Source organism: Gardnerella coleohominis (assembly GCF_002896555.1).
GTDB classification, from domain to species: Bacteria; Actinomycetota; Actinomycetes; order Actinomycetales; family Bifidobacteriaceae; genus Bifidobacterium; species Bifidobacterium vaginale_F.
Genome location: NZ_MNLH01000001.1, coordinates 66,170 through 79,240, shown reverse-complemented (window position 1 = coordinate 79,240; position 13,071 = coordinate 66,170). Strand labels below are relative to the sequence as shown.

Here is a 13,071-nt window from a genome sequence, read left to right as displayed (position 1 = left end):
AAACAAAAAACGCCACCCGACTAAACGAGTAGCGCTTCAAGCAAGCTCCCTCACCTGGATTCGAACCAAGACAAAGGGTTCCAAAGACCCGTGTGCTGCCATTACACCATGAGGGAACAGCGGAAAAACCGCCGAGTATCTATTATGCCATAATATCGAAAAACGTCAAATTGGCGTGCCGCAAAGCAAACCAAACGAAATCAATACTTAAGCAAATAAGAATCCTTGTCCGTGATGTTCAGGATAAGTGTCGAACAGCTTAGCAACTGATCCATCTTCAAACACTGCTTTAATAGCACTTGCAAGAAGTGGAGCAATTGAAAGAACAGTCAAACCATCCCAACGCTTTTCTTCTGGAATTGGCACAGTATCAGTCAAAACCACTTCGCGAGCGCCGCAAGACTTCAAGCGTTCAACAGCAGGACCAGAAAGCACGCCGTGAGTTGCAACTACTGTAACAGACTTAGCTCCAGCTTCTTTCAATACATTGCAAGCACCGGAAATAGTTCCTGCAGTATCGATTAAGTCGTCGACCATTACGCAATCGCGTCCATAAACGTCTCCAACTACACGATTAGCAACAGCTTTATTCGGGCAAGTAATATCGCGAGTTTTGTGGACGAAAGCCAAAGGACCACCGCCCAAACGCTGAGCCCACTGCTCAGCAACGCGAATACGACCTGCATCTGGAGAAACTACAGTAACATTATCTAGTTCATCACGGAAACGATCACGTACGTAATCAACCAAAACTGGCATTGCAATCAAATGATCAACAGGTCCATCAAAGAAACCTTGAGATTGAGCAGCATGCAAATCAACACTCATAATTCGATCTGCGCCAGCTGTTTTCAATAAATCAAACATCAAACGGCAAGAAATAGGCTCTCTACCGCGATGTTTTTTATCTTGACGAGAATACCCGAGCAATGGGCATACAGCTGTGATAGAACGAGCAGAAGCTCGCTTCAAAGCGTCAATCATAATCAACTGTTCCATAATGGATTTATTAACAGGATCACAATGGCTTTGTAAAACAAATACATCAGTACCACGCACAGATTGCGTATAACGAACATACATTTCACCATTAGCGAAATCGTATGCCGTAGTTTCCAACACTTCGATACCAAGCTGAGATGCCACATCACGAGCAAGTTTCGGATGGGCACGGCCGGTAACAAGAACAAGGTTTTTATCTGGCTTTCCTTCAAGGATGATGCTCACCATATCTCCAAACGCTAGTTCGCTGAGTTGAACTTACTCAATACTAACCATTCACAAAGACTAAGACGACAGGCCAATATTCTTCTACTCTTTTACGTATAAACCGTGCTTTACGATATATTGCACTACTCCATCTGGTACCAAGTACCAAACTGGCTCAGAATTTTCAGCACGCCTTCGAACATCTGTTGAAGATATAGCCAATGCAGGTATTTCTAAAATATCTACTGGAAGATGATTTAAATCTCTATCGCTTATATCGTTAGAATCATTAATATTCATTAACTTGCCAGAATCATCCATTCGAGCTGCACGAGGAACTAAAGGATAATTAGATGAGGCTAATTTTTCTGGCCTAGAATACCCTGGACGAGTAACAGCCACGAATCTAGCTAAATTCCACATTTCGCGAGCGTCTTTCCATTGCATAATTTCAGCAATAGCGTCAGCTCCAGTAATAAAGAAAAGTTCTGCATCAGGATGCTGAGCGCTTATATCTCGCAAAGTATCAATAGTATAAGTAACTCCAGGTCTATCGATATCAACTCTTGAAACAGTGAACTTTGGATTAGAAGCTGTAGCAATAACAGTCATCAGATAACGATCTTCAGCATTCGTAACTTTTTTATCTAGCTTAAAAACAGGCCTACCAGTAGGAACGAAAATAACTTCATCCAAATCATAAACCCAAGCAACTTCCGAAGCTGCAACCAAGTGGCCATTGTGTATAGGATCAAACGTGCCACCCATAATCCCAATACGCTGATGCTCGTGCAAATTTCCTCTTGTAGAACGACGCTTAGAATGAGCCGTAGCAACTGTAGGTGGAGCAGCTATTGTTTTATTTAAATCACCCTGAAATAAATCTGACATGCGTCGAGAATCTTCGCGATTGGCAATATTAATGCTATTGGCGCAACTGTTTGTACTATTGGAATTACTTTTTAAAGCACTCGAAGAATTCAAATCCGCAGCGCAATCATGATTCATGCGACTTGTCTTCCTTTTCTTCTAATCTGCTCTCATCAATAAATTCTGAAGCGGCATTAGCACTATTAGGATCAATATTGCCCATTTCTTCATTCCACTCGTCTGTTACGACTCGTTCTATTTCACTAAAAGTAGGAAGTGGGAAACTAGGCTGAAATACACCTCGAATTTTTGCAACGCTATTCGTCACATTAACCAAAGTGTCTGTCATTCTATCAACATCGCCTGCACGCTCGAAATCACTGAACGAAGCAATATCATCTTCCATGGAACGCATTGCAGTGTAAACTTCTTGCATTTGAGAATCGTCTGGAGGCATAACAACATCATCATCGCTTCCTTCAGGCCATCCCATAAGAACAGCATCGGCATATTCTAGCGAAGATCTCTGCGATGCAGTCGGTATGCCGTCTTCTATTTGCACAAGGAAGACATATCTAACAATAGATAAGCGCTCGGCCGCAACGTCAAGAGCTTCTAAAGGAGTTAAACAAGAACTTTTCTCATCCATATTTACCATATTCTTACAATACCTCACTTTATGCCCTTTATGCTCTTATTTGGCCATCGCCATAGCCAATCCACTTGGTTGTTGTCATTTCAAGCAAACCCATAGGGCCTCTTGCATGTAATTTTTGCGTAGAAATACCAAGTTCTGCACCAAAACCAAACTCGCCGCCATCCGTAAAACGCGTTGAAGCATTTACCATAACTACAGCTGAATCAACACTTGCAATAAAACTTTGAATAGTTGAATAATCTTCAGCAATAATGGTTTCAGTATGACCCGTAGAATATTTCGCTATATGAGAAGCTGCATCAGCATAATCGTCTACAACTTTCACACCCATATTTAGCGACAAATATTCTCGCTTCCAATCTTCCTCAGTGGCATGCTCAAGCTGCAATTCTTGAATATTAGCGGATTGCAAAATATTGTAAGATTCCTCATCTGCGTGCAGAATTACATTATGTTCAGCTAAAGCAGCAGCAATTTGTGGCAAAAATTCTTGGGCAACATCTCTATGTACTAATAATTTTTCAGCAGCATTACACACGCCTACTCGCTGCGTTTTTGCATTAATAATAATCGGTATAGCTTTTTTAATATCAGCACTTTTGTCTACGTAAATATGTACGTTTCCAGCTCCAGTTTCAATAACGGGAACCGTAGATTCTTGAACAACTGCTGCAATAAGATTTGCACTACCTCTAGGCACAAGCACATCAATGTGACCGTGAGCATGCATCATTGACGTAGCTCCGTCTCGTCCTAAATCGTCAACAGACTGAATCAAATCAGCACTAAAGTTAGAATTTTTAAGAACTGACTGTATAACTTCGATACTCGCCTGATTCGTATGAAGAGCCGCGCTTCCGCCACGCAAAATCGCAGCATTTCCAGATTTAATACACAAAGCAGCTACGTCAATAGTTACGTTTGGACGAGCTTCGTAAATCATTCCCATAACGCCCATTGGAACTCGAATTTGCGAAAGTTTAATTCCGTTAGGAAGAGTGTACCCGCGAACTACTTGACCTACAGGATCCTGCAATTGCGCGATTTTTCGCACGCTTTTAGCAGAAGCTTTGATTCGCTCTTCATCAAATTTAAGCCTATCAAGCTTTCCAGCATCCATTCCCTTAGCTTCAGCTTCTTCAAGATCTTTTTTATTAGCTGCAGCAATATTTGAAGCTGAAGATTCTAACGCGTCTGCCATTTTTTCGAGAAGAGCATTTTTTGCGCGAGTATCTGCATTAGAAAAATTACGCCACGCTTTTCGTGCACAATCCGCACGATTATTCACTAAATCATCAACAGACAACGTTTCCCCCTGTAGATTATTTGCCTAATCATCAATTAATTAATAGTAAAACAAAAGTATTTATACATATGAGATTAGCACACGCCCATTCGCCCAGCGCTTCAGGTACCATAATTTGATATAAGTTGTGTAAATAATTTACATAAATAATCTATGTAAATAAAAAATATTCTCTATAAATAGACGGTTACGGAGTCATTATGGCATCAGATACAGCTATTTTCCATAGCACTCGTTCGCTTAAGCCAACATACACATCAAAAGAAGCAATACGTAAGGGAATCGCTGAAGATGGCGGATTATTTGTAGCTGATAGCCTTGGTAGCGAGCGTTACGATATTTCTAAATTGCAAGGAAAATCGTATCAAGAAATTGCGCAAGATATTTTGCAACTGTTACTGCCAGATTATACTTCAGAAGAGCTTTCTTCTTGCATTAAACTTGCATACGGTAATCAGTGGGCTGATGATGATAGCGCTATTACCCCACTTCAGCAGCTTGGAAACACTCGCGATTTTGTGATGGAACTTTTCCATGGCCCTACTTGCGCGTTTAAGGACGTTGCTTTGCAAATGTTGCCACAATTAATGTCTCGCACTAAAACTCAAAATGAGAACGAATCTGATATTGAAAAAAACGTTATGATTCTAACTGCAACTTCTGGAGATACTGGTAAAGCTGCTTTGGCTGGTTTTGCTGATGTTCCAGGCACTTCTATGATTACTTTTTATCCAGAAGGAAAAGTTAGCCGCGTTCAAGAATTGCAAATGACTACACAGGCGGGCAAAAATGTGAAAGTTTGCGCAGTTCGCGGCAATTTTGACGATGCTCAAACAGGCGTTAAACAGATTTTCACGAATGCTGAGCTCAACAAAAATATTGAAGAAGATGCGAATATAGTATTGTCTTCAGCTAATTCAATTAACGTTGGCCGTCTTGTGCCTCAAGTTGTTTACTATTTTGCAGCATACAAGCAGCTTGTTGAACGCGAAGTTATAAAACTTGGAGACGAAATAGAATTTTGCGTCCCTACAGGCAATTTTGGCGATATTCTTGCAGGATATTATGCGAAAATGCTTGGTCTTCCAGTGAAGCATCTTATTGTTGCTAGCAATAGTAACAATGTGCTTTTTGATTTTTTGGTAAGCGGAACTTACAACCGTCAACGCGCATTCCATCACACTGTTGCTCCTTCTATGGATATTTTGGTCTCTTCTAATTTGGAACGAATGCTTTATTACATGTGCGATAAAGACACGCGTTTAATACAAATGCTTATGAATGACTTACAACAGTGGGGAGCTTTTGAGATCCCAGAAAATGTGCTTGCAAAGATTCGCTCACTGTTTGGTTGCGGTTGGGCAAATGAAGATCAAATTCGCGAAGCTATTTATGACTGCTGGAATAAGTACAAGTATGTGATTGATCCACATACTGCTTGCGGATTCTTCGTTATGCAAAATATTCCACATGACGAAAGCACACCTAGAGTATTGCTAAGCACTGCAAGTCCGTATAAATTCCCTCGCGTTGTTGCTGAAGCTTTGAATATTGAGCATGTGCAAGATATGGATGATTTCAAATGCATGGATGCGCTTAGTGAAGCTACAGGAACTAAAGCTCCGAGAATGCTTAGAGATCTTGAAAATCAAACTCCAAGGTTTAACGATGTTATTGATATAGCTGAAATGCCTAGCTATGTTCAAAAACAAGCACACAATTTTGCTAAATAACAAGTTAAGCTTCAAATGAAATAAACATTTTAAGATAAGAGAGGCTGATTCTATAAAAATTAGCCTCTCTACGATTAAACTATCTACAATTAAACTATCTACAATTAGCCTATCTGTTATTCTTCATCGTTTGCAAAAAGCTCTTCGTATATTTCTTTGATTACGCTTAAATCATGTCCTTTTCTAGCTCCAGCTGAAAAGAATCGTCTTTTTCGCACGCACTCGTCAAGATTCCTTGTTCTTGAAGCAACCTTCCTGCCTAATTCCCAAGCAGCTTCTTCAAAAACTCCATTTTCTCTAGCTTCTTGTAATAATTGCGACGAAGCACTTATAGGAATACCTTTTCTTTGTAACTCAACTCTGGTAGCGCGCTCACCTAACATTCTAGATGCGCATGACTGTATGAAACTTTGTATATATCGCTCGTCATCAACTAAATGTAATTCTTCTAAGCGATTTACTACTGTATCAACAGTATTTTCTTCATAGCCTTTTGCTAGCAGTCTATTTTTTAAATCATAAGAGGATCTTGCAGCATAATCTAATATGCGCAAAGCAGCTTCCTTACAATTATCAAAATCATCAGCTTTACTAGCATCAACCTGTTTTATAGACTTCTTATTATCTTCAGAAGAATTAACAGGTTTATGACTGCGAAGAAAATTTTCAACACTAATCATTTTTACGCTACCAATATCGCCTTATACAATCGCCTATTCATACATACACTGTTAAAGGATAGATTATTCTTCAAAACTATCTTCTTCACCTGCTTCTAAAAACGAATCTGATTCTTCTGAAGATTCAGAATTCGAAGTCTTAGAAGACTTAGAAGACTTAGAAGAAGCTTTAGAAGACTTTTCAGCCTCAGAAGCAAGTGATTCAGACTTATCAGTATTATCAACTGAATCATTGTCTTCATTTTCTGCAAATTGATCTTCTGGACGCATAAGGCCAAATGCAGCCTTAACTTTATCACTTATTTCTTCAGTAATAGCAGGATTGTCTTTCAAGAATTTACGTACGTTCTCTCTACCCTGACCTAACTGATCTCCTTCATAAGTGAACCATGATCCAGATTTCTTAATAACACCGCATTGCACAGCCATATCAATAACAGATCCTTCTGTCGAAATGCCTTCACCGTAAAGCACATCGAATTCAGCAGATTTGAAAGGAGGAGCCATCTTATTCTTTACAATCTTAACCTTAGTACGATTTCCAACAGCTTCTTCGCCATTCTTAATAGTCGTAACTCTGCGAATATCCATACGCACAGAAGCGTAGAACTTCAAAGCTTTACCACCAGTAGTAGTTTCTGGATTGCCAAAGAAAACACCAATTTTTTCACGAAGCTGATTGATAAAAATCGCAGTAGTTCCCGCTTGAGCTAAAGCTCCAGTCATCTTGCGCAAAGCTTGGCTCATTAAACGAGCTTGCAAACCAACATGACTATCCCCCATGTCTCCTTCAATTTCAGCTTTAGGAACCAATGCTGCAACAGAATCAATTACAATAACATCTAAAGCTCCAGAGCGAATAAGCATATCGGCGATTTCCAAAGCTTGTTCACCATTATCTGGCTGAGAAACAATAAGCGAATCTGTATCAACGCCCAACTTACGCGCATATACAGGATCCAAAGCGTGTTCAGCATCAATAAAAGCTGCTACGCCACCATTTTTTTGAGCATTAGCCACAATATGCAATGCCAAAGTAGTTTTACCTGAAGATTCAGGTCCATAAACCTCAACAACACGACCGCGCGGCACACCACCAATGCCTAATGCCATGTCTAGCGCCAGAGATCCTGTAGGAATAACTTCCACATCTTGCATTGGCCTATCGCCCAATCGCATAGCAGAACCTTTACCATACTGCTTTTCTACATTTGCTAAAGCAGTTTCCAATGCCGCCTGACGACGAGGATCAGTGCGATCAGCATCGATCAATCTACCGGCAGAACTTTTAGTTTTTGCTTGTTGCACCATGTTTGCTACTCCTTTCACACGTGCAGTCCGTATCGACGAGATTAACCTGCACATTGCGTCTGTGCAAGCGTTTAAGAGCAATGTGGTCAGAAGTTCAGTACACTACATTTGCATAGCGAAATGCAATTCACATAAACGCTAAGCTAACGTAGTACGACATTTACATAGCCTTCCACGCTGCAACCAGCCCGACATAGATTATTATATATCATTTTACGAACATTTGTTCGATTTAGCGTGTTGTGTTGAAAATTAAGAGATGCAAGACCAATAGATACAAGACTAAGAACTACAAAACCAAGAGATACAAGCATATAAATCAAAATTGTTTAGCCGGCATAGGCGGAGCATTATGATCCTTACCCCACCTTTTATCATCCGGAATACTCATATGATCACATAAAACATTCCAAACAATTCTAGGTTCAATACCAGCATCCAAAGCCTGAATCACATTCATGCCATCAAGCTTTTGCAAACCTTGATCTCTAGCAATACTTCGTCCGAATTCTCTTCCAAAAACCTCTTCGAGAAGTTGCCAAAATTCACGCTCTTTCAATGTTCCCACAACCTTCACATAGCAATAAATGCAATAATTTCAGCAACTTTGCAACTACACTGTTACGAACTTCTTCGCGATTTCCGCTATTATGCAATTCGCTTGATATAAGAGTTCCATAAACTGATTTATCTACAGTTATATCAAAATAATCTTCTAAACAATCTCGATTAAATATTGGTTTTTCTGAAGAGCAAGAGTCAGAATCAGCACATGAATTTATATTTTCGTCAACATTCAAACAAAGCAAATCATAAATAGAAGAATTAAGCGAACTTTCAATATATTCCTCTACTACTTGCGGCAAGAAAATACCTACATACGCCAATCCTGCAGGCTTATCGCCATCAGGCCCAGGGCCAGCAACTCCTGTAGTAGATAATCCAATTACAGGAAAATCGGGATTTCTTAAATCTTTAACATATCCCTTATAAACATAATCCCACTCTGAGCCGCTATATAATCGCGCAGCACCAAGAGCCATCAAACGAGCAACGCGAGCATCTACAGCACCACGCGACTTTAATAATTCAACGTCAACACCAAGAACTTTAGCTTTAGCGTGAATATCATATGTCACAGCAGAACCAAGGAATACTCGCGAAGCTCCAGGCACGCTAACAAAAGAATCTGCAAGCAAGCCGCCAGTTAGTGATTCAGCAGAAGCAATATGCCAATGATTTTCTAGACAACAATCAAGAACACTAGAAGCATCATCTAAAATTGTCTTCATTTTCACATTCGCCTTTAATCATAAAACTAAAGAATATACTGCTATACTGCTTATCACTAACGCTAATTTCTAACGATTATTAACACCTTCATTAAAAGCATTATTATTAACAGCACCATTATTCACCGTATCAGTAGAACCCTCAGAATCAGGAACACCACCAGCAGAAGTTGGAGTATCAGCAACTTCGGAATTACTTACTGTTCCATAACCTTTTCTAATAGTGCGCAACGTAGCGAAAGCTGCCTTGCAATATCCGTAACCAGAATACAAAGCAAGAACTAAGGCAGCCCAAAGTAAGCTATACGCAATGAAATAGTAAACTAGCACCCAAGACGGTAAAGTATAATCCGTAGTTACAGCAAGAGGAGAAACAGGGAAAACAACCATAGAAATTCCGATTGATTGCGCAACAGTTTTGTACTTGCCAAGAGAAGAAGCGGCAATAACTTTACCGCCTTTAGCGATAACAATAAAGCGCAATAAAGTTATTCCAATTTCTCGTATTACAAATAAGACTGTAACAATCCACAAAATTTCAGAAAACATTGCAGCAATAATTAACGCACCAAGCATTAGAAGCTTATCAGCAATAGGATCAAGCAACTTACCTAATTCAGTAACCTGATTGTATTTGCGAGCCATCCAACCATCTAATTTATCACTTGAAGCAGCAACAACGAAAAGAATAAAAGCACCCCAACGCGAAGCTAAAGAATTGAAACCATAAGATCCAGATATCACATATAAGAATATAAAAACAATAGCAAGAAGAATACGAGCATACGTAACTATATTCGGTGCATAATTCCAGCCATGCAGCAAAGACATTTTATTGCTTTTTCTCATTTACCTACCTCCATGAATGCTACGGAATATGCCATAGCAAAAGCAAAAACTTGTTAACACTCTGTATTGAACCTAAAACTTAATTCTAGCAATGACCGCATAAATATCTATAGCAAATAAATATCTATAGCAAATAAATATCTGCAGCAAATAAACTTAAACTAAACTTAAACAGTAAATAACTACAGATACTAAATCGCTACAAATAGATACAGGTAGCTACAGGTAGCTGCAAATAGCGCTAACTTATAGATTCAGATTCTCCGCGTATAAATGCCAAAACTTTTGGCAAATCTTCCGGCTGAACCAAAACTTCGCGAGCTTTAGAACCTTCAGAAGGACCAACGACGCCTCGAGATTCAAGCAAATCCATCAATCGACCTGCTTTTGCGAATCCAACACGCAACTTTCGCTGAAGCATTGAAGTGGAACCGAACTGCGAACCAACAACAAGCTCAGCAGCCTGGAGCAATTCGTCCATATCGTCGCCAATATCGCTAGTTTTAAGCTTGTTTTGAGCTTGAGCATCCGCTTTTTGAGCCATTTGCTCAATATCTTCACGATACTTTGGCTTGCGCTGCGTGCGAACATATTCCACAGCTTTACGAATTTCAGATTCACTCACCCACGAACCTTGCACACGCTGAGGCTTAGCAGCACCCATTGGAAGGAACAAAGCGTCTCCTTGACCAATCAAGGTTTCTGCGCCAACAGTATCGAGAATAACCCTTGAATCAGTAGCAGATGAAGTAGCAAAAGCCAAACGAGAAGGAATATTTGCCTTAATTAAGCCTGTTACAACGTCAACAGACGGACGCTGAGTAGCAAGAACCAAATGCACGCCTGCAGCTCGAGCAAGCTGAGTAATACGCTGAATAGAACTTTCAACATCGTTCTTAGCAACCATCATCAAATCAGCCATCTCGTCTACAACCACAAGCAAATACGGATATGGAGCAACTTTTCGATTAGAACCAGCCGGAGCATGAACTTTTCCTTCACGAACAGCCTTATTGAAATCTTTAACATGGCGGAAACCGAAGAATTGCAAGTCGTCGTAACGAGCGTCCATTTCTTTAACAACCCACTCAAGAGCCTGAGCAGCCTTCTTAGGATCCGTAATAATCGGCGTAAGCAGATGCGGAATGCCAGCGTAGGCAGAAAGCTCAACGCGCTTAGGATCGACCATAATCATGCGAACTTGCTCAGGAGTTGCCCTCATAATAATCGAAGTAAGCATTGAGTTAATAAAACTCGACTTACCAGATCCAGTAGCACCAGCAACAAGCAAATGCGGCATTTTATCGAGAGCTGCCGTTACGAAATGACCCTCAACATCTTTTCCAACGCCTGTAAGCATAGGATTAGGATCATTCATAGCTTTTTGCGAGCGCAGAACATCTCCCAAATGCACAATTTCGCGGTCGACGTTTGGAATTTCAATACCAATAGCAGACTTTCCTGGAATTGGAGACAAAATACGCACATCCGTACTAGCTACAGCGTATGCAATATTTTTTTGCAAATTCGTGACTTTTTCAACCTTAACTCCAGGACCAAGCTCAACCTCGTACTGTGTAACAGATGGGCCTCTAAGGAATCCAATAACGTGAGCATCTACGTCAAATTGCTCAAAAGTGGAAGTTAGCGCGCGAATAACATTGTCATTAGCTTGAGTTCTTGCAACATGAGGCTTACCGTGAGCTAGCAAATTCATATCCGGAAGACGATAAGGCTTATTTTCAGGATCTGTTGAAGAGGCAGAATCACCAACGCTTGAATCTTTTAAGATTTTCGAATCGCTATTTTCTAAATCGCCTTCTTGAGATTTTCTATAACCTTCCATTTTTTCTTCTGGAATAGCACCCCAAGGATCTTCTGATGCTGAAAGCGGCATAGAAGTTGTTCCGCCAATATTTCCCATATTTCCAGCATTTCCCATAGAACTCATAGGAGCTTTAGGAAACTCATCAATACTCATTGTATTGAAATGATTTGCGCTAGAAGGACTAGATAAGTCAGATGAATCAGTAGAATCATGAGAATCGGAATGCCCTGAAGAAACAGAGCGACCTGAAGAATTACTACTTGCTACTCTTCTAATCGGAGCAGCAGATTCTTCATTAACGTTTCCATGAACAGAAGACGCAGAATCAAAAGCATCGTCTCCAGCATATTTATCTAACAGCTCTTTACCATTATCTTTGCGCTTATTTTTAAACAGTGAATTAATCCACTTCAATAATGGAGATTGATTTTCAACATTTTTCTCATCATTTCCATCATGCTTTGGCACGCCTTCAGCAAATTCCAAAGAATCATCGTTTTCTTCAGAATTCAGCTCATTTGAATCTTCATCAAGTTCACTATTAGACGAACTAGAAATCACTCTGGAAGTATTGGAATTATTAGACTTATTAGACTTATTCGATAACTTATTTTCAGAGCTTTTTTCAGATTTATTCTCAGATTTATTTTCAGAATTTTTTGCAAGCTTAAATGAATGATTCTTGACGATAGAGGCAAAGAATCCAAAAACATCCGTTACATGCAATCTTGAAATTAGCAATAACGAGAAAACAAATATAAGTATAAAAATCACTAATGCGAATGTTTTAGATAATCCCAACGAAAGAGGCGAACCTAATGCAAATCCAACTAATCCGCCAGCTTTTTGCAAATCAACTATGTTAAAAGCATCTTTATTTGGAACTAAAAGAATATCGATAATAGAGCAAATGGATAACAGCACAAGTAAGAATCCGCCTATAACTCTCGGATTACCAGATCCAGAACCACTGTTTCTCATTAACCTAACAGCTATTACAGCTAACCAAACAGGCAATACGATGCTCATCATACCTAAAACGCTTGAGGCTATAATATGCAGCCAAACTCCAATACAGCCTTTTACTCTAAACCATTCAGAAGCACAAAATAGCACTGAGAATACAAGCATTATGAAGCACAAACCATCTCTTCTATATGCTTCATCGTACTCACCTACACCAAAAATAGAGCGCACAACTTTACCGATAAATCGCGGTATAAAAAGCAGCATTTTCTTCCACCATATTTCATTTGATGACTCTTTACCCGCCATATGCTGCTCCTTAAAACAGATAATTAGAAAATTACCAACCTTTTATATTTTACTCAGATA

Annotated in this window: 10 protein-coding genes, 1 tRNA gene and 1 pseudogene; 1 reads left to right on the top strand and 11 read right to left on the bottom strand. The window is 39.7% G+C overall.

All coding sequences use genetic code 11. The features are described 5' to 3' along the window. Positions 1–45: 45 nt before the first annotated feature. The 5 genes from BFS05_RS00275 to BFS05_RS00255 all read right to left on the bottom strand — a co-directional run bounded on the left by BFS05_RS00275 (position 46) and on the right by BFS05_RS00255 (position 4,043). Positions 46–116, bottom strand: a tRNA-Gln gene (locus BFS05_RS00275). 91 nt (positions 117–207) lie between these two features. Further along, positions 208–1,230 carry a ribose-phosphate diphosphokinase gene (locus BFS05_RS00270; RefSeq protein WP_103084087.1) on the bottom strand — a complete coding sequence of 341 codons (1,023 nt, stop codon included), beginning with the start codon at positions 1,228–1,230 and terminating at the stop codon, positions 208–210. Between the two features lie 81 nt (positions 1,231–1,311). After that, positions 1,312–2,100, bottom strand: coding sequence for a nicotinate-nucleotide adenylyltransferase (nadD, locus tag BFS05_RS00265; protein WP_103084328.1), 789 nt, complete (start codon positions 2,098–2,100; stop codon positions 1,312–1,314). Positions 2,101–2,206: 106 nt separating this feature from the next. Then, positions 2,207–2,737, bottom strand: a complete 531-nt coding sequence (locus tag BFS05_RS00260; protein WP_103084086.1) for a phosphoribosylglycinamide synthetase — start codon at positions 2,735–2,737, stop codon at positions 2,207–2,209. Between the two features lie 28 nt (positions 2,738–2,765). Further along, positions 2,766–4,043, bottom strand: a complete 1,278-nt coding sequence (locus tag BFS05_RS00255; protein ID WP_103084085.1) for a glutamate-5-semialdehyde dehydrogenase — start codon at positions 4,041–4,043, stop codon at positions 2,766–2,768. A gap of 200 nt (positions 4,044–4,243) precedes the next feature. Here BFS05_RS00255 and thrC point away from each other — a divergent pair, with 200 nt between their 5' ends. Further along, positions 4,244–5,776, top strand: coding sequence for a threonine synthase (thrC, locus tag BFS05_RS00250; protein ID WP_103084084.1), 1,533 nt, complete (start codon positions 4,244–4,246; stop codon positions 5,774–5,776). Positions 5,777–5,892: 116 nt separating this feature from the next. On the opposite strand, the gene BFS05_RS00245 is transcribed toward thrC, so the two are convergent. The 6 genes and pseudogenes from BFS05_RS00245 to BFS05_RS00220 form a co-directional block, all read right to left on the bottom strand. After that, positions 5,893–6,456, bottom strand: a complete 564-nt coding sequence (locus tag BFS05_RS00245) for a regulatory protein RecX (protein WP_103084083.1) — start codon at positions 6,454–6,456, stop codon at positions 5,893–5,895. Positions 6,457–6,519: 63 nt separating this feature from the next. Further along, positions 6,520–7,767 (bottom strand): recombinase RecA, encoded by a 1,248-nt coding sequence (recA, locus tag BFS05_RS00240; protein ID WP_103084082.1) that lies wholly within the window; start codon positions 7,765–7,767, stop codon positions 6,520–6,522. A 319-nt stretch (positions 7,768–8,086) separates the two neighbouring features. Then, the gene (locus BFS05_RS00235; RefSeq protein WP_103084081.1) at positions 8,087–8,326 is read right to left on the bottom strand and encodes a DUF3046 domain-containing protein; all 240 of its coding nucleotides are present in this window, start codon (positions 8,324–8,326) and stop codon (positions 8,087–8,089) included. Next, positions 8,313–9,059: a CinA family protein gene (locus tag BFS05_RS00230; RefSeq protein ID WP_103084080.1), complete on the bottom strand. Its 747-nt coding sequence runs from the start codon at positions 9,057–9,059 to the stop codon at positions 8,313–8,315. Before BFS05_RS00230 ends, BFS05_RS00235 begins: the two co-directional genes overlap by 14 nt. A 237-nt stretch (positions 9,060–9,296) precedes the next feature. Continuing rightward, a pseudogene (gene pgsA / locus BFS05_RS00225) lies at positions 9,297–9,908 on the bottom strand (CDP-diacylglycerol--glycerol-3-phosphate 3-phosphatidyltransferase); the annotation flags it as partial. 241 nt (positions 9,909–10,149) lie between these two features. Next, on the bottom strand, positions 10,150–13,011 hold the full coding sequence (locus BFS05_RS00220) for an FtsK/SpoIIIE family DNA translocase (protein ID WP_103084078.1): 2,862 nt from the start codon (positions 13,009–13,011) through the stop codon (positions 10,150–10,152). Positions 13,012–13,071 lie beyond the last annotated feature (60 nt).

Excerpts from the sequence above, each read along its gene's own strand:
- BFS05_RS00270 (WP_103084087.1), bottom strand. The coding sequence starts at position 1,230 with ATGGTGAGCATCATCCTTGAAGGAAAGCCAGATAAAAACCTTGTTCTT.
- nadD (WP_103084328.1), bottom strand. The coding sequence starts at position 2,100 with ATGTCAGATTTATTTCAGGGTGATTTAAATAAAACAATAGCTGCTCCA.
- BFS05_RS00260 (WP_103084086.1), bottom strand. The coding sequence starts at position 2,737 with ATGGTAAATATGGATGAGAAAAGTTCTTGTTTAACTCCTTTAGAAGCT.
- thrC (WP_103084084.1), top strand. The coding sequence starts at position 4,244 with ATGGCATCAGATACAGCTATTTTCCATAGCACTCGTTCGCTTAAGCCA.
- BFS05_RS00245 (WP_103084083.1), bottom strand. The coding sequence starts at position 6,456 with ATGATTAGTGTTGAAAATTTTCTTCGCAGTCATAAACCTGTTAATTCT.
- recA (WP_103084082.1), bottom strand. The coding sequence starts at position 7,767 with ATGGTGCAACAAGCAAAAACTAAAAGTTCTGCCGGTAGATTGATCGAT.
- BFS05_RS00230 (WP_103084080.1), bottom strand. The coding sequence starts at position 9,059 with ATGAAGACAATTTTAGATGATGCTTCTAGTGTTCTTGATTGTTGTCTA.
- BFS05_RS00220 (WP_103084078.1), bottom strand. The coding sequence starts at position 13,011 with ATGGCGGGTAAAGAGTCATCAAATGAAATATGGTGGAAGAAAATGCTG.